The following is a 24,099-nucleotide window of genomic DNA, read 5'->3' on the forward strand; positions in this document are numbered from 1 at the left end:
GGCCGGGTAAGCGTAGCGCCACCCGGCTTTGCATTTAAATCCACAACAAGAAGCCCCATATCATGAGAAACGCAACGTTCTATATTCTGGACAATGACAACACCGTCGATGGCTTAAGCGCCGTTGAACAACTGGTGTGTGAAATTGCCGCAGAACGTTGGCGTGCTGGCAAGCGCGTGCTGATCGCCTGTGAAAACGAAAAGCAGGCTCTTCGACTGGATGAAGCTCTGTGGGCGAGACCGGCAGAAAGTTTTGTTCCGCATAATCTGGCGGGAGAAGGCCCCAGAGGCGGCGCGCCGGTAGAGATTGCCTGGCCGGAGAAACGCAATAGCAGCCCGCGCGACCTGCTCATCAGTTTGCGCGTTGGCTTTGCAGATTTTGCCACCGCTTTCACAGAAGTGATAGACTTCGTTCCTTACGAAGATTCTTTGAAACAATCGGCACGCGATCGCTACAAAGCTTACCGCGTGGCTGGTTTTAACCTGAATACGGCAACCTGGAAATAATGGAAAAGACATACAACCCACAAGATATCGAACAGCCGCTTTACGAGCACTGGGAAAAGCAGGGCTATTTCAAACCTAACGGCGATGAAAGCAAAGAGTCCTTCTGCATCATGATCCCGCCGCCGAACGTCACCGGCAGTTTGCATATGGGTCATGCTTTCCAGCAAACCATCATGGATACCATGATTCGCTACCAGCGCATGCAGGGTAAAAACACCCTGTGGCAGGCCGGTACCGACCACGCGGGTATCGCTACCCAGATGGTGGTTGAGCGTAAGATTGCCGCTGAAGAAGGTAAAACCCGTCACGACTACGGTCGCGAAGCGTTTATCGACAAAATTTGGCAGTGGAAAGCGGAATCCGGCGGCACCATTACCCGTCAGATGCGCCGTCTCGGCAACTCCGTTGACTGGGAGCGCGAGCGCTTCACTATGGACGAAGGTCTTTCCAATGCCGTGAAAGAAGTCTTTGTTCGCCTGTACAAAGAAGATCTGATCTACCGTGGCAAGCGTCTGGTCAACTGGGACCCGAAACTGCGCACCGCTATTTCTGATCTGGAAGTGGAAAACCGCGAGTCTAAAGGCTCCATGTGGCACATCCGCTATCCGCTGGCTGACGGCGCGAAAACCGCAGACGGTAAAGATTACCTGGTCGTCGCCACCACCCGTCCGGAAACCGTACTGGGTGATACCGGCGTAGCCGTTAACCCGGAAGATCCGCGCTACAAAGATCTGATCGGCAAATTCGTTGTCCTGCCGCTGGTTAACCGTCGCATTCCGATCGTCGGCGATGAACACGCCGACATGGAAAAAGGCACCGGCTGCGTGAAGATCACCCCGGCGCACGACTTTAACGACTACGAAGTCGGGAAACGTCATGGCCTGCCAATGATCAACATTCTGACCTTTGACGGCGACATCCGCGAAACCGCGGAAGTGTACGACACCAAAGGCGAAGAGTCCGACGTTTACTCCAATGAAATCCCGGCTGAGTTCCAGAAGCTGGAACGTTTTGCTGCGCGTAAAGCGGTGGTTGCCGCCGTTGATGCGCTGGGCCTGCTGGAAGAAATTAAACCGCACGACCTGACCGTACCTTACGGCGACCGTGGCGGCGTGGTTATCGAACCGATGCTGACCGACCAGTGGTACGTCCGTGCCGACGTGCTGGCAAAACCGGCGGTTGAAGCGGTTGAGAATGGCGACATCCAGTTCGTACCGAAGCAGTACGAAAACATGTACTTCTCCTGGATGCGCGATATTCAGGACTGGTGTATTTCCCGTCAGCTGTGGTGGGGTCACCGTATCCCGGCATGGTATGACAACGACGGCAATGTCTACGTTGGCCGCACCGAAGACGAAGTGCGTCAGGAAAACAACCTCGGCGCCGACGTTGCACTGCGCCAGGACGAAGACGTTCTCGATACCTGGTTCTCTTCTGCACTGTGGACCTTCTCTACGCTGGGCTGGCCGGAAAACACCGATGCGCTGCGTCAGTTCCACCCAACCAGCGTGATGGTTTCCGGCTTCGACATTATCTTCTTCTGGATTGCCCGCATGATCATGATGACCATGCACTTCATCAAAGATGAAAACGGCAAGCCGCAGGTTCCGTTCAAGACCGTCTACATGACCGGTCTTATCCGTGACGACGAAGGCCAGAAGATGTCCAAATCCAAGGGCAACGTGATTGACCCGCTGGATATGGTCGACGGTATCTCTCTGGCAGAACTGCTGGAGAAACGTACCGGCAACATGATGCAGCCGCAGCTGGCTGAGAAAATTGCCAAGCGTACCGAGAAGCAGTTCCCGGACGGCATCGAGCCGCACGGCACCGACGCCCTGCGTTTCACCCTGGCAGCGCTGGCCTCTACCGGTCGCGATATCAACTGGGACATGAAGCGTCTGGAAGGTTACCGTAACTTCTGTAACAAGCTGTGGAACGCCAGCCGCTTCGTGCTGATGAACACCGAAGATCAGGATTGCGGCTTCAACGGCGGCGAAATGACCCTGTCTCTGGCGGACCGCTGGATCCTCGCTGAATTCAACCAGACCATCAAAGCGTACCGCGAAGCGCTGGATAACTTCCGCTTCGATATCGCCGCGGGCATTCTGTACGAGTTCACCTGGAACCAGTTCTGCGACTGGTATCTGGAGCTGACCAAGCCGGTCATGAACGGTGGTTCCGAATCTGAACTGCGCGGCACCCGCAATACGCTGGTTACCGTGCTGGAAGGTCTGCTGCGCCTGGCGCACCCAATCATTCCGTTCATCACCGAGACCATCTGGCAGCGCGTGAAAGTGATTTGTGGCAACACTGCAGATACCATCATGCTGCAGCCGTTCCCGGAATATAACGCAGCGCAGGTTGATGAAGCGGCGCTGGCCGATACCGAATGGCTGAAGCAGGCGATCGTCGCCGTACGTAACATCCGTGCGGAAATGAACATCGCCCCGGGCAAACCGCTGGAGCTGCTGCTGCGTGGTTGCAGCGCTGATGCGATGCGTCGTGTGAACGACAACCGCAGCTTCCTGCTGAACCTGGCACGTCTGGAAAGCATTACCGTGCTGCCAGCCGATGACAAAGGCCCGGTCTCCGTGACCAAAATCATCGACGGCGCCGAACTGCTGATCCCGATGGCTGGCCTCATCAACAAAGAAGATGAGCTGGCACGTCTGGCGAAAGAAGTGGCGAAAATCGAAGGCGAGATTGCCCGTATCGAAGGCAAACTTTCCAACGAAGGTTTCGTTGCCCGCGCACCGGAAGCAGTCATCGCCAAAGAGCGTGAGAAGCTGGACGGTTACGCAGAAGCTAAAGCGAAGCTGATTGAACAGCAGGCGGTCATCGCCGCGCTGTAATATCATCGTGCCTGTACGTTTGCCGGATGGCGCTGCGCTTATCCGGCCTACGGGCACCGTCAACGTAGGTCGGATAAGCGTAGCGCATCCGACACCGCAGACGATAAAAGCCGGAGCGTGCTCCGGCTTTTTTTGTATCAGATGAACGGAAAGTAGGTCATCACTCCACGTGAAAGCCACATTGCCGGACCCGATTCCAACGTATTATCGTCGTTGGTCAGTTCCAGCGAATCCAAATCACCCTGTACATGGGAATTACTGGCCAGCCAGCTGACAAGCCACATTTTCATCCACGGATAAGCCAGCCCAAACGTGATGCCCGAAATAAACATCACCAGTACAAAACGCCAGACCAGGCCATGCGCAGTAACCGAAGAATGAAAGCGAATTTTTCCCTCAGCCAGCGCCAGGTTATTCATGAACAGATTACGTAGCGTGGTGTACAAATAGCTTCCGACTACAATAACCCCGGCGAAATAGAGAAAGTAGCACGCCATTATTCTGCTGTGATGCTCCAGGATAAATTCGTCGTCGGCCACGCCTAACACCGCCAGCATCACCATTTGCAGAAAGATGGGGGCAATCAGCCAGGCAATCACAACAACAAACGGTAGCAGCACCAGCACGGCTTTAATACACCCCAGCACACACGCATTCATATTGACGTTAATAGAAAAGCGGTGAATACCAAAATTCCCGCCATTACCCACTAACTGCATCCATTTTGCATAGGTAATACCGTTGGTGATACCAATCCCCACAATACCAACCAGTGCAATAAGGACTATTCTAAAGAGCGAGCCCACGCTACCATTTAGCCATCCAGTAGCAAGTCCAAGAAGATAAACCACACCCCAGACCACCAGAGACAGCACTACCGGCACTACCAGCATAAAAAGCCACGCCTGTAATTTTGAGCAGCCAAAACCAAAACGCACGCCGTTAAGCGATGTCATCATTGCCTGGTACTGCAAGCTTTTTATGGTCATTAATGGAAGAACTGCTACCAGTAAGCCAATCAAAGTAAAACCGATGAGAGGGTTGTCGTTGGCGATAAAACTCACGCTGATGCCGTAAATTACCATGATCAACAAAAAGCTTACAAATATCGCGCCACCTGTCGCCTTATAGGTAAAGGGCTGACCGTTGAGAGTCATATTTTCGTAAATATAACGCCGACATTTCACTACCGCCCACGGCGTATAAATCCCGAGAGTTATACAACACAACAAAAAATTGACGATGCAAATAATAAAATACCGCCACCCTTTACCGGTAAAAATAAATGTGTGGCATTGATTTTCCTGACCACGAACAAAATCATTCATGAACAACATCCCTAATATACATTCCATTAATATAAAAAATAAAAACCAGTATTCAATTACTGGTTCGGTTACAATACTATCTTTAATTACCTAATGTATTTTATTTTTTTCTGATTCAGGAACGTCTTGCACCCAACAGAAGAGAGTGGTATTAAATAAATATATAACTGTATTTTTAGAATTGAGTCATATTATGAATGTTGTGCTTCCATCCACGCTAACCCTGCGTCGAATCACCGAAACAGACAATGCAGCCATCGCTACGGTTATCCGCAAAGTTTCCGCTGAATACGGGCTTACCGCCGATAAAGGCTATACCGTTGCCGATCCTAATCTGGACGAACTGTTCCAGGTTTACAGCCAGCCAGGCGCGGCCTACTGGGTGGTTGAGCAAAACGGTGAAGTCGTGGGCGGCGGTGGTGTTGCACCGTTAGGATGTAGTGAACCGGACATTTGCGAGCTGCAAAAGATGTACTTCCTGTCGAGTGCGCGCGGTCAGGGGCTGGCGAAAAAACTGGCGTTGATGGCGCTCGAACATGCCCGCGAGCAGGGTTTTAAGCAGTGCTATCTGGAGACCACGGCTTTTCTGACCGAGGCAATCCGCCTGTATGAGCATTTAGGCTTTGAGCATATCAGCGAAGCGCTGGGCTGTACCGGGCACGTAGATTGTGAAGTGCGGATGTTAAAGCCCCTCTGACCTTACGCCGAGAGGCTTTAGCCGCGTTACTGCATCTCGGCTGAGAGCATCAGTCTAATAACACCAGCCGCGCGAGCGGTTGGCAGTTTCAGTACCTGTGACCAGAGATCCTGCACTATCTCACAGGCAATCTTCTCTTTGCCGATCGCTTTAGTCGGATCGGCCATGATCTGAATATCCGGCCCATAACGCTGTACTAGCCCAGGGCTTATTGCTTGCAGATCCTGCAACGCCAGCTGTTTCTCTTCTGCCGTGACCGTATGTTTTTTCGGGCCGTGAGAGGCATACATCATGCTCATGTCACTCGCCATACGACGATCCATGATCTCACGCGGAACCAGACGTGCCGGATTAATTCCACCTTTTACCGCCGGAAATAGAAAGCGGAAGCATTCGTCATCACCTATTTTGGCCACAGAAGCGATCTGCTCAAGGTTAATTTTCATATATTCAATGACATTGGCATCTGGCGCCTGCTGCAATCTTGCCATTTGCAACTGAAGAATTTGCGGCTGTATCGCGTCGATAACCTGCTGTTCGCTACTCCCTGCTTTCTTCATCTGCGCTGCCTGGCTGATAATTTTTTGTGTCAGCTCAGGTTCCTGCTCCTTAATCACCTGAAACGCCGGATTGGAGAGCATCGCCTTTTCAAATTGCTGCTCTTCGGTCAGACCATAATCCGGGCTTTCGCGTGGGATCAGGTAGTGCACATCAAACAGATTCCACGCGATGATCGCCACCACAAAAACCACCGCGCCGGAGATCTTGCCCAGCCAGCCTTTTTTGCGAAACATGCCGACGACGATAGCAATCACCGCCCCGATATAACCTGCCAACAAAACGTGTGCCCAGTTCATTAACCATCCTTATGCCAAATCATCTCTGTTACGGGGATATATTTCCCTTCGTGTGTTTTGATTATTACGGCAGCAGCGAGCGATTTCCAGCCACCAGATTTTGCTAACAGAAACAGGAAGGATTAATCCGCGCGGCGATGGACACCGCGCGTCAAAGAAAGGAATTAAGCTGGCACACCGCTGTGGAAGCGGAATTCATCGTCAGGAGAGGTGATCAACGCGGCTTCTACTTCGCCAAAAAACTGCACCCGACTACTGATATCATCGGTTGAAACCTGCTGCGCCAGCGCCAGGTAATCCTGATAGTGCCGCGCCTCGGATCGCAGTAGCGACAGATAAAACGCCTGCAAATCGTCATCCAGATACGGTGCCAACGCGGCGAACCGTTCACAGGAACGCGCCTCAATATAAGCCCCGCAAATCAGTTTATCGATTAACGTCAGCGGCTCGTGGGTGCGTACCTCTTTGAGCATGCCTTTAGCGTAACGGCTGGCGGTAATCTTAATATAGGGAATGTTGCGGCTCATCATCGCCTCACGCACCTGCCAGAAGTGATGCAGCTCTTCTTTGATCAGCAAAACCATGCTGTCGATAAGCTTGCGTCCCCACGGGTCGTCGGTTTGCGGCATCACGCTTTTGCTTATCTGTTTATTCAGCGCGATAAAATCCGGCTCATCCCCTTCTCTGAAAGCAAACGCTTCATAGGGTTTCAGCCAGTCCAGCAGCGCCTGCGATCCCTGTTTATCCGCGACATACTTACGCACCAGCAGCATCGCCGTTTGCGCAGCTTTCAGCTCACAGACGAGGTGATCGGTCAATAACAGTGGGAGATTCGCCGGGTCTCGCGCTTTATCAAGCCAGGCCTGGGGCGTTTTACAGTGCAGGAAGTTGTGGATCGGGGAGAGTATTTGCAGGTAATCCATACGTTGTCCTTGGCCTGCGGCAGCCTGGGCTACCGCAGGTCAGTTGATGACTTAGTGACGCACGCCGTCATCATCTTCGTCGACGAGGTCTTCATCGTCGCCGTCTTCACTTTCTTCGCCGTTCGGGTCTTCAAAATAGGTGCCCCAACCGTCGTATTCCACATCATATTTTTCGGCCAGGTTCATCAGTTGCTCAACCTGAGCATCGATCAACTCCGCATTCAGTGCACATTCGCTCAGAATGTCACAGCAAATAACCGTGTCGCCTTCTTCCACTTCCAGCTCTTCCGGCTCGGTCACTTCATAACCCAGCTTGAAGGCTTCTACTGCCGCTTTTTCCAGGGTTTCGAAGTCATCCGCGGAAAGGTGATGCTCAATGGTGTACAGCGCGTCTGGATCGCTGCCATCTTCGAGTAACTCTTCAATAATCAAGCGCGTTTCTTCACGCTGTTCTTCCAGTAGTTCCGGGTTTGCCATGGCTCGTTCCTCATAATGTCCTGCCGATACTCTTATTGTCACATACCGCTGTCATTGCCTCCACCTTTCCAGGAAAGATTTGTTAAACAAGGTTGCAAATGAATAAACATACATATAAATTGAATTTTAATTCAATAAATGGCCTAAGCCATGTGAGGGAACCATGTCTGCGTTTTATCAGAAACATTTTTTGAAACTGCTTGATTTCACCTCTGCTGAACTCACGTCACTGCTTCAGCTCGCCGCACAGCTGAAGGCAGATAAGAAAAACGGCACTGAAGTCGCAAAGCTCACCGGTAAAAACATCGCGCTCATCTTCGAAAAAGACTCAACCCGTACCCGTTGCTCTTTCGAAGTTGCCGCATACGATCAGGGCGCGCGCGTGACATACCTCGGGCCAAGCGGCAGCCAGATTGGCCATAAAGAGTCGATCAAAGACACGGCCCGCGTGCTCGGCCGCATGTACGACGGTATTCAGTATCGGGGCCACGGCCAGGAGATTGTCGAGACGCTGGCGGAATATGCCGGAGTTCCGGTGTGGAACGGATTAACCAACGAGTTTCATCCCACCCAGCTGCTGGCGGATCTGTTAACTATGCAGGAACACCTGCCGGGTAAAGCGTTTAATGAGATGACGCTGGTCTACACCGGCGATGCCCGCAACAATATGGGCAATTCCATGCTGGAAGCCGCCGCGTTAACCGGGCTGGATCTGCGTCTGGTCGCACCGCAGGCCTGCTGGCCGGAGGAAAGTCTGGTTGCGGAGTGCAAAGCGCTGGCACAGAAAAACGGCGGCAATATTACGCTGACCGAAGATGTCGCCACGGGCGTGAAAGACGCGGACTTCATCTATACCGACGTCTGGGTATCAATGGGCGAAGCAAAAGAGAAGTGGGCCGAACGTATTGCGCTGCTGCGTAAGTACCAGGTTAATAGCGCGATGATGGCTTTGACCGGCAATCCGCAGGTGAAATTCCTGCACTGCCTGCCCGCGTTTCATGACGATCAAACCACGCTTGGCAAACAGATGGCACAGGAATATGGTCTGCACGGTGGAATGGAAGTGACCGATGAGGTCTTTGAATCCCCCGCCAGTATCGTATTTGATCAGGCGGAAAACCGGATGCACACCATCAAAGCGGTGATGGTGGCGACGCTGGCGAAGTGAGGGCATGGATGAAAAGAATGCCGGATGGCGATGCTAAGCATCTTATCCGGCCTACAATAGCGCTCCTGTAGGCCGGGCAACGCGAAGCCGCCCCCGGCACATACGCTTATGCCACCCGCATTTTCACCACGGCTTTGCGTACCAGCGCTGGTGCACCGACCGCGCACAGCGGTTTATGCACTTCGCCCGGATAGAACACAACGAAATCACCTTCGTTCAGCACCACCGTTTTTTCCTGTACTCCTTCCGGCAGGAAAGCGATATCTTTATCCGCCAGCCAGTCAGTTTCCGGCGCGCCCGCAGGCTGCGTGCTGAAGGTCATGCCTTCCTGACCTTTGAGCAGGATCTGAATATCCAGATAGCGCGCGTGATACTCAGCGCGGCGCTGTGCAAACGGCTCCGTCATATCTTCAGCAATCAGATAAAACAGACGATCGCCGTCGATGTCGTGCTTACCCTTTTCCGTCGCATCCGTCACATGCGCTTTAATGTGTTCAATCGCCTGACGCAGCTCTTCCGGCAGCCAGGCATCCAGGTTGTGAATATTGCCGACAATCATCTTAAACCCCTTAATTAAAACATCGTTTCATTTTAGTTGTTATACGAAAAAACGGTCTGCCATACTACTGCTATTTGCCGATATTTTGCGTCAACGCATGTTTATCCCATTGTTGCTGTTTGGCATTCAGGGTGAATGAATATTCATGAGAATCGTTTGCGATGAATAATTTGTGAATTTTTCGCTTGATCCCATAACGGAGCTGAGTATAATCGCGGACAATTTGCCGGGAGGATGTATGGTTCAGTGTGTACGACATTTTGTCTTACCGCGTCTGAAAAAGGACGCTGGCCTGCCGTTTTTCTTTCCGTTGATCACCCATTCCGAGCCCCTCAATTGAGGGGCTTTTTTTTTGCCCAGGCGTCAGGAGATAAACATGGCTAACCCGCTCTATCAAAAACACATCATTTCCATAAACGACCTCAGCCGCGATGACCTCAATCTGGTCCTCGCAACAGCGGCGAAATTAAAAGCTAACCCACAGCCGGAGCTGTTAAAGCATAAGGTTATCGCCAGCTGCTTCTTTGAAGCCTCAACCCGCACCCGTTTATCCTTTGAAACCTCCATGCACCGCCTGGGCGCCAGCGTGGTGGGTTTCTCTGACAGCAGCAATACCTCTCTGGGCAAAAAAGGTGAAACGCTGGCCGACACTATTTCCGTCATCAGCACCTATGTCGACGCCATCGTAATGCGCCATCCGCAGGAAGGCGCCGCGCGCCTGGCTACGGAGTTCTCCGGTAACGTTCCGGTACTGAACGCAGGCGACGGCTCCAACCAACATCCCACCCAAACGCTGCTGGATCTGTTCACCATTCAGGAAACTCAGGGTCGCCTGGACAATCTGCACATCGCCATGGTGGGTGACCTGAAATATGGCCGCACCGTCCATTCCCTGACCCAGGCGCTGGCGAAGTTCGAAGGTAACCGTTTCTACTTCATCGCCCCGGACGCGTTGGCGATGCCGCAATACATTCTGGATATGTTGAATGAAAAAGGTATCGCCTGGAGCCTCCACGGCACTATTGAAGAGGTGATGGCGGAGGTCGATATCCTCTATATGACCCGCGTACAAAAAGAGCGTCTGGACCCGTCCGAATACGCCAACGTGAAAGCGCAGTTTGTTCTGCGCGCCAGCGATCTGAACGGCGCCAGAGCAAACATGAAGGTACTGCATCCGCTGCCGCGTATCGATGAGATCACCACCGACGTCGACAAGACGCCGCACGCCTGGTATTTCCAGCAGGCTGGCAACGGCATCTTCGCCCGCCAGGCGTTACTGGCACTGGTACTGAATAGCGAACTGGCACTGTAAGGGAGAAAAAGAGATGACACACGATAACAAACTGCAGGTTGAAGCCATCAAACGTGGCACCGTGATTGACCATATTCCCGCACAGGTTGGTTTTAAGCTGCTGACGCTGTTCAAACTGACGGAAACCGACCAGCGTATCACCATCGGTCTGAACCTGCCGTCAGGCGAGATGGGCCGTAAGGACCTGATTAAAATTGAAAACACGTTCCTGACCGACGAGCAGGTAAACCAGCTCTCCCTGTACGCCCCGCAGGCAACGGTAAACCGCATTGACGATTACGACGTGGTGGGTAAATCTCGTCCGAGCCTGCCTGAGCGTATCGACAATGTACTGGTTTGCCCGAACAGCAACTGTATCAGCCATGCTGAGCCGGTTTCCTCCAGTTTTGCAGTGAAAAAGCGTGCTGATGACATCGCACTCAAATGCAAATACTGTGAAAAAGAGTTTTCGCATTATGTGGTGCTGGCCAACTAATTGGGGTTGGTTATGAGATCCCGGCTCCCTATAATGAGCGGGAACATTCTACTACCGCTGTAATTCAGGAGAAATCATGAGCAAGACTATCGCGACGGAAAATGCACCAGCAGCAATCGGCCCATACGTTCAGGGCGTTGATCTGGGTAGCATGGTAATCACTTCCGGTCAGATCCCGGTCGATCCGAAAACCGGTGCCGTAGCGGAAGACGTGTCCGCTCAGGCACGTCAGTCGCTGGAAAACGTAAAAGCTATCGTTGAAGCAGCAGGCCTGAAAGTGGGCGACATCGTAAAAACGACCGTCTTCGTAAAAGACCTGAACGATTTCGCAACTGTAAACGCGACCTACGAAGCGTTCTTCACCGAACACAACGCGACCTTCCCTGCGCGTTCTTGCGTAGAAGTTGCCCGTCTGCCGAAAGACGTGAAAATCGAGATTGAAGCGATCGCCGTTCGTCGCTAAGTCTTATTAGAGAGCCCTGCTCTGGCAGGGTTCCTTAAGTATTGCAGCCTATAACTGAAAAAATCAATTCTCTTCCATTATACTTTAAGGTAATGGTTTCATTTTCGATTATCCCCACTCCCCAATTATATAATTCCATTTCCCCTTTCTGCTGTAATTCTATATTCTCTGAGAAACAGGTTTGTCCTAAAACCCAGTTCAACCTTGAACTATAAACATTAAATTTAATATCATCATCACTATCATTTTTCATCTTTTCCAATGTATAAACTATCTTATTGTGAATATTAAAACTAACAATATTGTTATATCTTTCAACTGAATTAATAGAAAAAACACAGATAAACATTATAATTAGTAAAAAAAATATTTTTAGAGTAGTTCGTCTTATAAAAGTGTTCATTGATCATGTCCCCATAAAAAAGAATAGCCAGATGAACCAATGAGCGCTTTATTTTTTTCCTGACACTTAATTACCCCCCATTTCTCTGCGACCAAGGATATATCATTTTCATGTGCAATTTTACGGTAAACGTACCGGTAAGGCTGAAATGGATCGTGTAGAGGAGTGTTCATTTCCCTTACAATAATATTCCCAGACGATTTCTCCAAATAAACATATAAACCATGCCAAGATAAATTCTTTGCATAGTGGGTATTTGAATCATCGTTACGGCACCATTGTACAACCAGAAGATAGTGACTTTCACGCACGGGTAACCAGCAAACCGAAATAATATACAGCATATAACAAAAGGCACAAACTAAAGCGAAAGTGAGTATTTTTTCCATGTAAAATAAAGTGCTATGCTCAGTCATGCCATTTTACCTCTGACTCAATGGCACCAAAAATATTGTACTCTCTGGCCAGACACTCCTGATGAAACCTCCCCATAAAAGTATCACTCACAGGAACGACACTACCTAAACGAACGCCAGAATTTGCGACACTTACATTCCAGTTATACCTGTCAAAAAACTTAAACTGAAATGTCAAATTATAACTACATAATCTACTACCATTGCTCATCTTATTTTTATATTTATCTTCGGTAATTTGCACCCGACCTTTACCCCAGTATTGATAACCTCCTATAGCATAAAACAAGTCTGGATCGCTAGAAATAAAATCATCAGTATTAACATGCGCAGAAGTAAACTCATGTTGACCTGGCGGTAATGTTTTACAAAAACTCTTTGCCTCATTCAATAATTGTACATAATTATCCCTTAACTGGGCTGATTTTCCCATTATATCAGTTAAGTTAATATGTATGTCTTCACCCGTATTTTGCAAATAATGCAGTAAATTTTCTCGTGAAAAAGGATAGCGATACTTTAAATATAAGCTCCCATCAATCAACTGCTCCAGGTAATATTTATAATAATAAAATTGATCTGAAAAATGCCCCGCACTACACCATTCACCACTTCCAACATCAACACTATATTCAGGTTCCTCTCTCCCCAATATATAACCGATCATAATACTTCCTAAGAATAATTAACATGACAAGATGTTAACATTTATAATCTAGCATATTCTGTTGGAAGACACTGGCAATGCCATAATTCAGAAAATATTTAGCTGTATTGGGTGAAACACAAAAAAAAACGGGCATGGAAGCCCGGAATGAATTTAGGTTGGCCCGGTAAGCGCGAGCGCCACCGGGCATTTATCACATCACACCAAACAGTTTCGGCAGGAACAGCGAAATCGCCGGAATGTACGTCACGAGCATCAGCACCAGGAATAGCACAAGGTAGAATGGCAACATCGCCTTCACCACCTGCTCTATTTTCTGTTTACTCACCGCACTGGCCACAAACAGCACCGACCCTACCGGCGGCGTAATCAGGCCGATCCCTAAGTTCACCAGCATGATCATACCAAAATGAACCGGATCAATGCCGAGCGCGTTGGTCACCGGCAGCAGAACCGGCGTCAGAATAAGGATCAGCGGTGCCATATCCATCAGCGTACCGATCAGCAGCAGCATGATGTTAATACACATCAGGATGACGTATTTGTTGTCCGAGATGCTGGTGAAGGCTTCAGTGATACGCATCGGCAACTGCATATAGGTCATGACGGCACCGAACGCGGCGGCAAAGCCTATCAGGATCATGACGATAGTGACCGTTTTCACCGTGCGGAACATCAGCTTCGGCAGCTCAGACCATTTATAGTCACGATAGATAAACATGGTGACAAAGAAGGCCCACAGGCAGGCAATTGCCGCAGACTCCGTTGCGGTAAAGATACCTGACAGGATACCGCCCATGATGATCACAACGGTCATCAGGCCCCACAGCGTATCAACGAAAATCTTCAGCGCCTGGCGAAACGGTACACGTTCTCCTTTTGGATAACCGCGCTTGTGCGCGAACGCCACACACATCACCATCAGGCTGAGGCTTAACAGCAGCCCCGGCAGGATCCCGGCGATGAACAGCGCGGCAATCGACACCGTGCCACCGGTTGCCAGCGAGTAGATAACCGAGTTATGGCTGGGCGGCGTAAGAATCGCCTGTACCGAACCGCTGGCCGTTACCGCTGCGGCAAAGTCACGCGGATAACCTTTTTTATCCATCTCCGGGATCATTACCGAACCGATGGACGCGGTATCCGCCACGGACGATCCGGAAATAGCACCAAAAAAGGTTGATGCCACAATATTTACCAGCGACAGTCCGCCGCGGATAAAACCAACAAAAATATAGGCAAAGTTCACCAGTCGCCGCGCAATTCCCCCTTCGGCCATAATAGCCCCGGCCAGAATAAAGAATGGGATCGCCAGCAGCGAAAACTTATTCACCCCACTGGTCAGTTGGATCATTACCGCTTCCAGTGGAATATCTATGTACCAGGCCCCAATGATGGCGCTAATGCCAACTGCGTACGCTACCGGTACCCCAATCGCCAGCATAATGCCGAGCGTAAAGACGAGAATAAATGCATCCATCTGCTTTCCTTTCTGAAATGGGGGCGGTAACTAGCTGGTCGATCCCAGCATGACAACGGGACGTTGGTACTGCGGACCACGGAAAATCTTTTCAGCGATAAACAGCAGCGTTATGGCAGAGCCTATCGGCAACGGAAGATAGTTTTGCCCGGCGCTTAAAAGCGGGAATTCCGCCACAGGCTGGTCCCACAGTTCAAGACAGAGATTGGTTCCGTACCACAGAATGAACAGACTTATCGCCACCAACATAACGTCAGCGATTACCGAGCAATAACGGCGGGAAGCATCCCCCAGACGGTCAATCACCATGCTCACCGCGATATGCGAGCCTGCACGATAGCTCACCGCCGCGCCAATAAAGGTGAATGTCACCATACAGAGAATAGCGACGGGTTCAGGCCATGACAGGGCGTTATTCAGAACATAACGCGCGAATATGCCAATGGGGATAATGGCGACCATGACCAATAATGCGATACCGGCAATCCACATTGACACCCGATAAAGAAAATCCATTACCGATGAATAGCATTCACCCATAATTATCACCTCGAATTAATCAAAAGATTCAGGCGGAGGGTTGATATCCTCCACCTGATGAATTACTTCACATCCTGAATACGTTTGATCAAATCCTGGTGGTCTTTACCATAATTATCCCGCACTGACTGCGTGGCTTTATAGAAATAATCCGTATCAATATCGTGGAACTGAACGCCGTTGGCTTTCATGGTCTCCAGTGATTTCGCATTATAATCCTGCCAAAGTTTTCGTTGCTCTATCTGTGCTTCCTTGGCGAGTTTAATAATGAGATCCTGATCTTCTTTTTTCAACTTATCCCATTTAGCTTTCGAAAACAGAAAAAGCTCAGGAATAATAAAGTGTTTGCTCCAGGTATAGTTTTTCACGACCGGCAAATAGTTATGCGCAACAAACGTTGGCGGGTTATTTTCCGTGCCATCAATAACGCCGGTCTGCATGCCGCTAAATACTTCACTGACGCCCATGACAACGGAGTTAGCGCCCATCGCTTTCAGGGTATCCAGCGCTATCGGACTTCCTTGAACACGGATTTTCATACCGTGTAAATCTTCCGGTTTCACCACCGGATTTTTGGTGATCAGGTTACGCGTGCCGGCATCCATCCAGCCGAGAAACACCAGCCGCGATTTGGTATTGGCCGTCAGACGGTCGCCAATTTCCTGCCCGATCATGCCGTCGAGAACCTTATGCAGATGGTCCTCATCGCGGAAAATATATGGCAGGGTAAACACGTTAATTTCAGGGAGAATGGCGGCAACAGGCGTCATTGAGACACGAATAATATCGATAGCGCCTAATTGCGCCTGTTCAATCATCTGTTTTTCATCGCCTAACACGCCACCAGGAAAGGTTTTAATCTCCAGACGGCCGTCGGTCGCAGCGCTAAGTTTTTCCCCCATATGTTTCACTGCGACAACGTTCGGGTAATCAGCCGGATGCACATCTGCGGCGCGAAAAGTTTGTGCCAGCGTTGCATGACTCGCCAGGAATACAGACGCGCCAATACACAGACTTAACAGGTTTTTTGTCAGTTTCATTTGTCCTTCTCCAGAAGTTCATAATATCCATTAACAGGAATAGCTTGCAGAGCAAATGACTGCCGGAATTAAAAACGGGCAGCGAGAAACTTTCTTAACGACGTTACCTGCGCAGACTAACTGGTGTAACAATTTATTTCGATGACTGCGTTCACAAAAAACCGCAGATGCTTAAAATTTTTAGCACACTGTTTCATTTTTGCAATGCAGATCGTTTTATTGATAAAAAAACAACGCAAGGAAGGCGATTTGATACTAATAACACCCGTTAGCATTTCAATAAAAATAAAACACTAATGTTGCGAGGTAATATCTTCGAATGAAAATGAGGAATGCAGGATGGTATTAACACCATCCTGCTGAGGCGTTTGATGTTTACTGCCAGCCGTAGCGACGGCTATAAAAACCTTTCACTAATTGAGTCAATGTCATGTAACCCGCCAGAATCGCAATCAGCCACGGGAAGTAGCTCAGCGGCAATGCCTGCAATTGCAGATAGCTGGCCAGCGGCGAGAACGGTAATGCAATGCCGACAACCATCACCACCAGCGTCATCAACATCAGCGGCCACGCGGCGCGGCTCTGGATGAACGGCACACGACGGGTACGGATCATATGCACAATCAACGTTTGCGACAGCAGGCCCACCACGAACCAGCCAGACTGGAACAACGTCTGATGTTCAGGCGTATTGGCATGGAAGACGAACCACATCAGGCAAAAGGTCAGAATGTCAAAGATCGAGCTGATCGGTCCAAAGAAGATCATAAAGCGGCCCAATTCGCTGGGATTCCAGCGCTGCGGCTTTTTGATCTGCTCTTCGTCGACGTTATCAAACGGAATCGCCACCTGGGATACATCGTACAGCAGGTTCTGAATCAGTAAGTGCAGCGGTAACATCGGCAGGAACGGTAAGAAGGCGCTCGCCACCAGTACGCTAAACACGTTACCGAAGTTTGAACTGGCCGTCATTTTGATGTACTTCAGCATGTTAGAGAAGGTACGGCGTCCTTCAATCACCCCTTCTTCCAGCACCATCAGGCTCTTTTCCAGCAGAATGATATCCGCCGCTTCACGCGCAATATCGACCGCGCCATCAACGGAGATACCAATGTCCGCCGCGCGCAGCGCCGGGGCGTCGTTGATGCCATCGCCCATAAAGCCGACCACATGGCCTTCGCGCTTGAGCAGCGTGACAATGCGCTCTTTGTGCATTGGCGTCAGACGGGCAAACAGAGTGGTGCGCTGAGCAAGCCGAGCCAGCTCATCATCGCTTAACCCTTCAATGCTGCTACCGATAACCACATCCCCCGCATCCAGGCCCACTTCATGACACACTTTTGCCGCCACCAATTCGCTATCGCCAGTGAGGATTTTCACCGTAATGCCGCTGGCTTTCAGCGCTTTAAGCGCAGGTGCGGTGGTCTCTTTCGGCGGATCGAGGAACGCAATATAGCCTTCGAGGATCAGATCTGATTCATCAATACGCTGGTAATCACCTTCACGCGCTGGCAGGTATTTCGTCGCCACCGCCACCACACGCAGCCCCTGGCGGTTCAGCGTGTCCGTAACGCGTTTCACCCGACGCAGCATGTTGTCATCTAACGGGACTATCTCACCGTTGTGACGCACCTGGGTACACACGCTGAGGATCTCCTGTAGCGCCCCTTTACAGACCAACTGGTGCACATCGGTTTCTTCTGCCACCACTACCGACATGCGGCGACGTTCAAAATCAAACGGGATCTCATCGATTTTCTGCCAGCGAGTCGAGAGCTGGCGGGCTGATTCTTCGTCCACACCTTCCAGCACCGCCGTATCCAGCAGATTCTTCAGCCCGGTCTGATAATGGCTGTTCAGCCACGCAGAATGCAGGACATGTTCGCTGGGTTTACCAGAGATATCCGTATGATTCTCAAGTACAATTTTATCCTGAGTCAGGGTGCCGGTTTTATCGGTGCACAGGATATCCATCGCGCCAAAGTTCTGGATAGCGTCGAGGTGTTTAACGATAACCTTTTGTTTTGACAGCTTCACCGCCCCACGCGCCAGCGTTGAGGTGACGATCATCGGCAGCATTTCCGGTGTCAGTCCCACCGCCACAGACAGGGCAAACAGCGCCGCTTCCCACCAGTCACCTTTGGTGTAGCCGTTGATGATAAGCACGATGGGCGCCATCACCAGCATAAAGCGGATCAGCAGCATGCTGACGCGGCTGATCCCTTTCTGGAAGGCATTCTGCTCGCTTTCCTGCTCGCTGACGCGACCGGCCAGTTGCCCAAACCAGGTATTGGCTCCGGTTGAAATCACGATGGCCTGCGCCGTGCCGCTCACCACGTTGGTGCCCATAAAGCACAGGGTATCGCATTCCAGCGGGTTGCTTTGCTGCGGATCGCGACTGGTTGCCACTTTCTCCACCGGCAGCGATTCACCGGTCAGCGAAGCCTGGGCTACGAACAGGTCACGAGCCTGTACCACGCGCAGATCGGCCGGGATCATATCCCCTGCCGCCAGCTTGATGACATCGCCGGGAACCAACTGGTCGATCGGCAGTTCAACCCAGCCGTTCTCCCCTTTCTCGTTGATGACGCGCAGCACCGTGGCGGTGTTGCTGACCATCGCTTTCAGCGCATCAGCCGCTTTGGTGGAACGCGCCTCTTGCACAAAATTCAGCAGCGTAGAGATGACGACCATCAGGGCGATGACGCCAGCGGCAAACAGATCTTCGGTGGCATAGGAAATCGCCCCGAGAATGGTCAGCAGTATATTAAACGGATTGCGGTAGCAGACCCACAGATGCACCCACCAGGGCGACGGCTTCTGCGCCGGCAACTGGTTCTCGCCATGTATTTCGCGGGCGTTTTCGACTTCTGCGGCGTTTAAGCCTTCCGGATGAGCGCCGAACGTTTTCCACAGCGCGTCTTCGTCCATCAGCGCCATTTTCAGGCAATGTTCGCTTAGCGATGGCGGGATCGGCGTGCTGGCAACGGTCTGAGCATTCGGCAATGGATCACGATGCACCAGACGATGCGGTAAATGGCGGTTTAGCCGGGCAAACAGCTGGCGGGTCATATTTTTGAACATAGGCAGTCCCTCTGCACCTGTATAAACAGGCGCAGTAAATCCTTCAGGCGTGGCAAAGCCTTGCCTGGTGGCAATATTAAAATCACAACAGGGACGTCAGAACGTCACTGTCTTACTGCTCCGGTAAGACAGTGAAAGACAGGCTTACCGGAAAGGGTTGTTTCTCCATCTCGGGAGAGGGGTGGGATCGGGATCCATATAGCCTCCGGTAAGTGAATGATTTGCGTCGCGGATTATACGCAGAAAACCATAAGGTTTGTGGCAATTATGGCGGTATGATAAACCATGGAAACTAAACCAAACGTATACCAGACTTTGCCCATTGCGCCGCGCTTGAGTAAAGTTATTCTCTATTTGGCATAACTTCACACGCAACACGGGAAAACAGGATGCAAAATCGGCTGACCATTAAAGACATCGCCCGCTTAAGCGGTGTGGGAAAATCAACCGTTTCCCGTGTGCTCAACAATGAAAGCGGCGTGAGTGAACGCACCCGCGAACGCGTTGAGGCGGTGATGAATCAGCACGGTTTTTCCCCTTCCCGCTCCGCACGCGCCATGCGCGGACAAAGCGACAAGGTGGTGGCGATTATCGTCACGCGCCTGGATTCTCTTTCAGAAAATCTCGCCGTGCAGACCATGCTGCCCGCCTTTTATGAACAGGGCTACGATCCGATCATGATGGAAAGCCAGTTCTCGCCCGAGCTGGTTGAAGAACATCTCGGCATGCTCAGACGCCGCAACATTGATGGCGTGGTGCTGTTTGGTTTTACCGGCATTACTGAAGCCATGCTCGCCTCCTGGCAGGATTCTCTGGTGCTTCTGGCAAGAGATGCCAAAGGCTTTGCCTCCGTCTGCTATGACGATGAGGGTGCCATTCGTACCCTGATGCAGCGTTTATACGAACGCGAGCATCGCCATATTAGCTTTCTTGGTGTTCCGCATAGCGATGTGACCACTGGTAAACGCCGCCATGAGGCTTACCTGGCATTCTGTAAAAAACATAAACTGCATCCTGTGGCCGCGCTGCCGGGTCTGGCCATGAAGCAGGGCTATGAGCAGGCCGCCAACGTCATCACTCCGGAAACCACCGCTTTAGTCTGTGCGACGGATACCCTTGCCCTTGGCGTCAGCAAATACTTGCAGGAGCAGCGAATAGAGAACCTGCAGTTGGCAAGCGTGGGCAGCACGCCGCTGATGAAATTCCTCCATCCGGAAATTATCACCGTCGATCCAGGATACGCCGAAGCCGGGCGACAAGCGGCCTCGCAGCTGATCGAACAGATCAACGGCCGTAGCGAACCACGACAAATCGTTATTCCTTCCACCCTCTCCTGATCGCTTTCTGAGCATTAATTTGTGATCTTCGCTGCGTTTCGGGAACGTTCCCATTTTTAAAAATTCATCGAAGATATACTCTGGCGTCAACAACGAGAGAGTTGCCGAATGACGACGCAACAGCGTCTTTTCCGGTCTACGGGGAACACACACCATCATGAGCAAAATAAAACAAGCAGACATCGACCGGCTGATTGAGCTGGTTGGCGGGCGCGACAATATCGCTACGGTGAGTCACTGCATTACTCGCCTGCGTTTTGTGCTGAATCAGCCTGCGAACGCCAGGCCGAAAGAGATCGAATTGTTGCCAATGGTCAAAGGCTGCTTCACCAACGCCGGGCAGTTTCAGGTGGTAATTGGCACCGAGGTGGGCGATTACTACAAAGCGCTGTTGGCGACAACCGGTCAGGCCAGCGCCGACAAAGAGCAGGCAAAGAAAGCGGCGCGGCAGAATATGAAATGGCACGAGCAGTTGATTTCTCACTTCGCGGAGATCTTCTTCCCTCTGCTGCCAGCACTGATTAGCGGCGGCCTGATCTTAGGTTTCCGTAACGTGATCGGCGATCTGCCCATGAGTAACGGGCAGACGCTGGCGCAGATGCATCCTTCGCTGAAAACCCTCTATGACTTCCTGTGGCTGATTGGCGAAGCGATCTTCTTCTATTTGCCGGTCGGGATCTGCTGGTCGGCGGTGAAGAAAATGGGCGGTACGCCGATCCTCGGTATTGTGCTGGGCGTAACCCTGGTTTCACCGCAACTGATGAACGCCTATTTGCTCGGCCAGCAGGTGCCGGAAGTGTGGAACTTCGGCCTGTTCAGCATTGAGAAAGTGGGCTACCAGGCGCAGGTCATTCCGGCACTGTTGGCTGGTCTGGCGCTCGGATTTATTGAAACACGCATGAAGCGCATCGTCCCGGATTACCTGTATCTGGTGATCGTCCCGGTGTGCTCGCTGATCCTCGCCGTGTTCCTCGCCCATGCCTTTATTGGTCCGTTTGGCCGCATGATCGGCGACGGTGTCGCGTTTGCGGTCCGTCATCTGCTGACCGGCAGTTTTGCTCCGATTGGCGCGGCGCTGTTCGGCTTCCTGTACGCCCCGCTGGTGATCACCGGCGTGCATCAGACCACGCTGGCTATCGATATGCAGATGATTCAGAGCATGGGCGGCACGCCAGTATGGCCACTGATCGCCCTATCGAATATCGCTCAGGCCTCTGCGGTGGTCGGGATCATTATCTCCAGTCGCAAACACAACGAACGTGAAATTTCCGTTCCTGCCGCGATCTCCGCCTATCTCGGGGTAACTGAACCAGCAATGTACGGGATCAACCTGAAATACCGCTTCCCGATGCTGTGCGCGATGATCGGCTCCGGTCTCGCCGGACTGCTGTGCGGCCTGAACGGTGTGTTGGCAAACGGGATTGGCGTCGGCGGTTTGCCAGGCATCCTCTCCATCCAGCCGACTTACTGGCAGGTCTTTGGCATGGCGATGGTCATTGCGATTGTTATCCCAATGATACTGACCTCATTCGTTTACCAGCGTAAACACCGTCTGGGCACATTACAGATTGTCTAACTTTTCTTCGGGGCGCAGTTGCGCCCCAGCGTATTTCCAGGAAACAACCATGAATATTCCCCACTGGTGGCAAAACGGCGTTATCTATCAGGTTTACCCCAAGAGTTTTCAGGACACCACCGGCAGCGGCACCGGAGATTTACGCGGCGTGACGCAGCGCCTCGACTATCTGCAAAAGCTGGGCGTTGATGCCATCTGGCTGACGCCGTTCTATATTTCACCGCAGGTTGATAACGGTTACGACGTCGCAGACTACACGTCTGTCGATCCGGCCTACGGCACGCTGGAAGACTTTGACGAACTGGTGGCGCAGGCGAAAGCGCGCGGCATCCGTATTATTCTCGACATGGTGTTTAACCACACCTCAACCCAGCACGCCTGGTTTCGTGAAGCGCTGGATAAAGACAGCCCGTATCGTCAGTTTTATTTCTGGCGCGACGGCACGCCAGACTGCCCGCCAAATAACTGGCGCTCCAAGTTTGGCGGCAACGCCTGGGGCTGGCACGCCGAAAGCGAGCAGTACTATCTACACCTCTTTGCTCCGGAACAAGCCGACCTGAACTGGGAAAACCCGGCGGTCCGCGCCGAGTTAAAGAAAGTGTGCGAGTTCTGGGCCGATCGCGGCGTGGACGGACTGCGCCTCGACGTGGTGAATCTTATCTCTAAAGATCAGGACTTCCCGAACGACCCCGACGGCGATGGACGCCGTTTTTATACCGACGGCCCACGCGCGCATGAATTTTTGCGTGAGATGAACCGCGATGTTTTTACCCCACGCAACCTGATGACGGTCGGCGAAATGTCTTCCACTACGCTGGAACATTGCCAGCAGTACGCCGCACAAGATGGTAGTGAACTGTCGATGACCTTTAACTTCCACCACCTGAAAGTAGATTACCCCAACGGTGAGAAGTGGACGTTAGCAAAACCCGATTATGTGGCGCTAAAAGCCCTGTTCCACCACTGGCAGCAGGGCATGCACAATCAGGCATGGAACGCGCTGTTCTGGTGTAACCACGATCAGCCGCGCATCGTGTCGCGTTTTGGCGATGAAGGTAAATACCGCGTTCCGTCGGCCAAAATGCTGGCGATGGTGCTGCATGGCATGCAGGGCACCCCCTACATCTACCAGGGTGAAGAGATTGGCATGACCAACCCGCACTTCCGCCAGATTACCGATTATCGCGATGTGGAAAGCCATAACATGTTTGCCGAGTTGAACGGCCAGGGACGCGATGCGCAAGAACTGCTGGCGATCCTCGCCAGTAAATCACGCGATAACAGCCGCACGCCGATGCAATGGGATAGCAGCAAACACGCGGGCTTCACCCGCGGCGAGCCATGGATCAATCTGTGTGACAACGCGGCAGACATCAACGTGGCGGCAGCACTGAACGATACCGACTCGGTGTTCTACACCTATCAGAAGCTGATCGCCTTGCGCAAAGCGGAGCCGGTTATCACCTGGGGCGACTACCAGGATCTGCTACCGGACAGCCCGCATCTGTGGTGCTATCAACGAGAGTGGCAAGGGCAGCGGCTGCTGGTCATTGCCAATCTAAGCGATACCTTCCAGAACTGGCAGCCATCCCAGACCGACGGAAACTGGCAGGTGCTGATGCACAACTATGCCGAGGTTGCCAGCCAACCTGGGGACATGACACTGCGTCCTTTTGAGGCCGTCTGGTGGTTGCAAAAATAGCTTGCAATTATGTTCAGGCCCGGTACGCATAGCGCTACCGGGCGTTGCTACATACGCTTAGCTTAGCTTCCTGTTTTTGTTGAATAATTAATCAGAATTTTCTGCCCACAATTTACAATCGCTGTACTGCCCGTCATCTGTACGCTCCGATTTTTACTTTGCGCTACATCAAATAAATCGTAAACATCCTTGATGCAAATCACTACATATAGAACTTAAAATGCACGCCGACCC

25 protein-coding genes are annotated in these 24,099 nt (G+C 51.5%); 12 read left to right on the forward strand and 13 right to left on the reverse strand.

Going from position 1 to position 24,099, the window contains the following annotated elements:
- Positions 1-62 precede the first annotated feature (62 nt).
- Positions 63-506: a DNA polymerase III subunit chi gene (holC, locus tag LY264_RS21650; protein WP_003830256.1), complete on the forward strand. Its 444-nt coding sequence runs from the start codon at positions 63-65 to the stop codon at positions 504-506.
- Positions 506-3,361: a valine--tRNA ligase gene (locus tag LY264_RS21655; RefSeq protein WP_008786064.1), complete on the forward strand. Its 2,856-nt coding sequence runs from the start codon at positions 506-508 to the stop codon at positions 3,359-3,361. Before holC ends, LY264_RS21655 begins: the two co-directional genes overlap by 1 nt.
- Before the next feature lie 137 nt (positions 3,362-3,498).
- On the opposite strand, the gene LY264_RS21660 is transcribed toward LY264_RS21655, so the two are convergent.
- On the reverse strand, positions 3,499-4,689 hold the full coding sequence (locus tag LY264_RS21660) for a YjgN family protein (RefSeq protein ID WP_048227237.1): 1,191 nt from the start codon (positions 4,687-4,689) through the stop codon (positions 3,499-3,501).
- 193 nt (positions 4,690-4,882) lie between these two features.
- Here LY264_RS21660 and LY264_RS21665 point away from each other — a divergent pair, with 193 nt between their 5' ends.
- The gene (locus LY264_RS21665) at positions 4,883-5,386 is read left to right on the forward strand and encodes a GNAT family N-acetyltransferase (protein WP_048227238.1); all 504 of its coding nucleotides are present in this window, start codon (positions 4,883-4,885) and stop codon (positions 5,384-5,386) included.
- A gap of 26 nt (positions 5,387-5,412) precedes the next feature.
- Here LY264_RS21665 and LY264_RS21670 read toward each other — a convergent pair whose 3' ends face one another.
- The 3 genes from LY264_RS21670 to rraB form a co-directional block, all read right to left on the reverse strand.
- Positions 5,413-6,243, reverse strand: a complete 831-nt coding sequence (locus LY264_RS21670; protein ID WP_048227179.1) for a hypothetical protein — start codon at positions 6,241-6,243, stop codon at positions 5,413-5,415.
- A gap of 164 nt (positions 6,244-6,407) precedes the next feature.
- Positions 6,408-7,166 (reverse strand): tRNA isopentenyl-2-thiomethyl-A-37 hydroxylase MiaE, encoded by a 759-nt coding sequence (gene miaE, locus LY264_RS21675; protein ID WP_003839623.1) that lies wholly within the window; start codon positions 7,164-7,166, stop codon positions 6,408-6,410.
- 51 nt (positions 7,167-7,217) lie between these two features.
- Positions 7,218-7,643 carry a ribonuclease E inhibitor RraB gene (gene rraB, locus LY264_RS21680; protein WP_048227181.1) on the reverse strand — a complete coding sequence of 142 codons (426 nt, stop codon included), beginning with the start codon at positions 7,641-7,643 and terminating at the stop codon, positions 7,218-7,220.
- A gap of 98 nt (positions 7,644-7,741) precedes the next feature.
- On the opposite strand from rraB, the gene argL reads away from it, so the two are divergent.
- Positions 7,742-7,837, forward strand: coding sequence for a putative translational regulatory protein ArgL (argL, locus tag LY264_RS26020; protein ID WP_373371225.1), 96 nt, complete (start codon positions 7,742-7,744; stop codon positions 7,835-7,837).
- Positions 7,807-8,811 (forward strand): ornithine carbamoyltransferase, encoded by a 1,005-nt coding sequence (gene argF, locus LY264_RS21685; RefSeq protein WP_003830265.1) that lies wholly within the window; start codon positions 7,807-7,809, stop codon positions 8,809-8,811. Before argL ends, argF begins: the two co-directional genes overlap by 31 nt.
- Positions 8,812-8,917: 106 nt before the next feature.
- On the opposite strand, the gene LY264_RS21690 is transcribed toward argF, so the two are convergent.
- On the reverse strand, positions 8,918-9,370 hold the full coding sequence (locus LY264_RS21690) for a YhcH/YjgK/YiaL family protein (protein WP_008786059.1): 453 nt from the start codon (positions 9,368-9,370) through the stop codon (positions 8,918-8,920).
- 238 nt (positions 9,371-9,608) lie between these two features.
- Between LY264_RS21690 and pyrL the strand changes: the two genes are divergently transcribed.
- From pyrL to ridA, 4 genes are all read left to right on the forward strand, one after another.
- Positions 9,609-9,710, forward strand: a complete 102-nt coding sequence (pyrL, locus tag LY264_RS21695) for a pyr operon leader peptide (protein WP_003025819.1) — start codon at positions 9,609-9,611, stop codon at positions 9,708-9,710.
- A gap of 36 nt (positions 9,711-9,746) precedes the next feature.
- Positions 9,747-10,682 carry an aspartate carbamoyltransferase gene (pyrB, locus tag LY264_RS21700; protein WP_003025818.1) on the forward strand — a complete coding sequence of 312 codons (936 nt, stop codon included), beginning with the start codon at positions 9,747-9,749 and terminating at the stop codon, positions 10,680-10,682.
- 13 nt (positions 10,683-10,695) lie between these two features.
- Complete coding sequence (gene pyrI / locus LY264_RS21705) at positions 10,696-11,157, forward strand: aspartate carbamoyltransferase regulatory subunit (protein WP_003025816.1); 462 nt, start codon at positions 10,696-10,698, stop codon at positions 11,155-11,157.
- Positions 11,158-11,233: 76 nt separating this feature from the next.
- Positions 11,234-11,620 carry a 2-iminobutanoate/2-iminopropanoate deaminase gene (gene ridA, locus LY264_RS21710; protein ID WP_000047544.1) on the forward strand — a complete coding sequence of 129 codons (387 nt, stop codon included), beginning with the start codon at positions 11,234-11,236 and terminating at the stop codon, positions 11,618-11,620.
- A gap of 34 nt (positions 11,621-11,654) precedes the next feature.
- Here ridA and LY264_RS21715 read toward each other — a convergent pair whose 3' ends face one another.
- From LY264_RS21715 to mgtL, 8 genes are all read right to left on the reverse strand, one after another.
- Positions 11,655-12,023 carry a hypothetical protein gene (locus tag LY264_RS21715; RefSeq protein ID WP_048227184.1) on the reverse strand — a complete coding sequence of 123 codons (369 nt, stop codon included), beginning with the start codon at positions 12,021-12,023 and terminating at the stop codon, positions 11,655-11,657.
- Entirely contained in the window at positions 12,020-12,439 is a 420-nt protein-coding gene (locus LY264_RS21720; protein WP_048227185.1) for a hypothetical protein, read from the reverse strand. The genes LY264_RS21715 and LY264_RS21720 overlap by 4 nt, the downstream gene beginning before the upstream one ends.
- A complete protein-coding gene (locus LY264_RS21725; protein WP_240498917.1) occupies positions 12,432-13,106 on the reverse strand; it encodes a hypothetical protein in 675 nt (224 codons plus the stop codon). The genes LY264_RS21720 and LY264_RS21725 overlap by 8 nt, the downstream gene beginning before the upstream one ends.
- A gap of 193 nt (positions 13,107-13,299) precedes the next feature.
- The gene (locus LY264_RS21730) at positions 13,300-14,586 is read right to left on the reverse strand and encodes a TRAP transporter large permease (RefSeq protein WP_003830349.1); all 1,287 of its coding nucleotides are present in this window, start codon (positions 14,584-14,586) and stop codon (positions 13,300-13,302) included.
- A 30-nt stretch (positions 14,587-14,616) separates the two neighbouring features.
- Entirely contained in the window at positions 14,617-15,126 is a 510-nt protein-coding gene (locus LY264_RS21735) for a TRAP transporter small permease (RefSeq protein WP_020996255.1), read from the reverse strand.
- A 62-nt stretch (positions 15,127-15,188) separates the two neighbouring features.
- Positions 15,189-16,166, reverse strand: a complete 978-nt coding sequence (locus LY264_RS21740; protein ID WP_048215053.1) for a TRAP transporter substrate-binding protein — start codon at positions 16,164-16,166, stop codon at positions 15,189-15,191.
- 375 nt (positions 16,167-16,541) lie between these two features.
- Entirely contained in the window at positions 16,542-19,250 is a 2,709-nt protein-coding gene (gene mgtA / locus LY264_RS21745; RefSeq protein ID WP_048215054.1) for a magnesium-translocating P-type ATPase, read from the reverse strand.
- Between the two features lie 144 nt (positions 19,251-19,394).
- Positions 19,395-19,448 (reverse strand): mgtA regulatory leader peptide MgtL, encoded by a 54-nt coding sequence (gene mgtL, locus LY264_RS26025; RefSeq protein WP_223240846.1) that lies wholly within the window; start codon positions 19,446-19,448, stop codon positions 19,395-19,397.
- Positions 19,449-19,639: 191 nt separating this feature from the next.
- On the opposite strand from mgtL, the gene treR reads away from it, so the two are divergent.
- The 3 genes from treR (at position 19,640) to treC (ending at position 23,865) form a co-directional block, all read left to right on the forward strand.
- The gene (gene treR / locus LY264_RS21750) at positions 19,640-20,587 is read left to right on the forward strand and encodes a trehalose operon repressor TreR (RefSeq protein WP_032942194.1); all 948 of its coding nucleotides are present in this window, start codon (positions 19,640-19,642) and stop codon (positions 20,585-20,587) included.
- 157 nt (positions 20,588-20,744) lie between these two features.
- Positions 20,745-22,163 (forward strand): PTS trehalose transporter subunit IIBC, encoded by a 1,419-nt coding sequence (gene treB / locus LY264_RS21755; protein WP_048227186.1) that lies wholly within the window; start codon positions 20,745-20,747, stop codon positions 22,161-22,163.
- Between the two features lie 49 nt (positions 22,164-22,212).
- Positions 22,213-23,865, forward strand: a complete 1,653-nt coding sequence (gene treC, locus LY264_RS21760; protein ID WP_048215056.1) for an alpha,alpha-phosphotrehalase — start codon at positions 22,213-22,215, stop codon at positions 23,863-23,865.
- Positions 23,866-24,099: the final 234 nt, after the last annotated feature.

It is taken from the genome of Citrobacter portucalensis (assembly GCF_023374935.1).
Classification (GTDB): domain Bacteria; phylum Pseudomonadota; class Gammaproteobacteria; order Enterobacterales; family Enterobacteriaceae; genus Citrobacter; species Citrobacter portucalensis.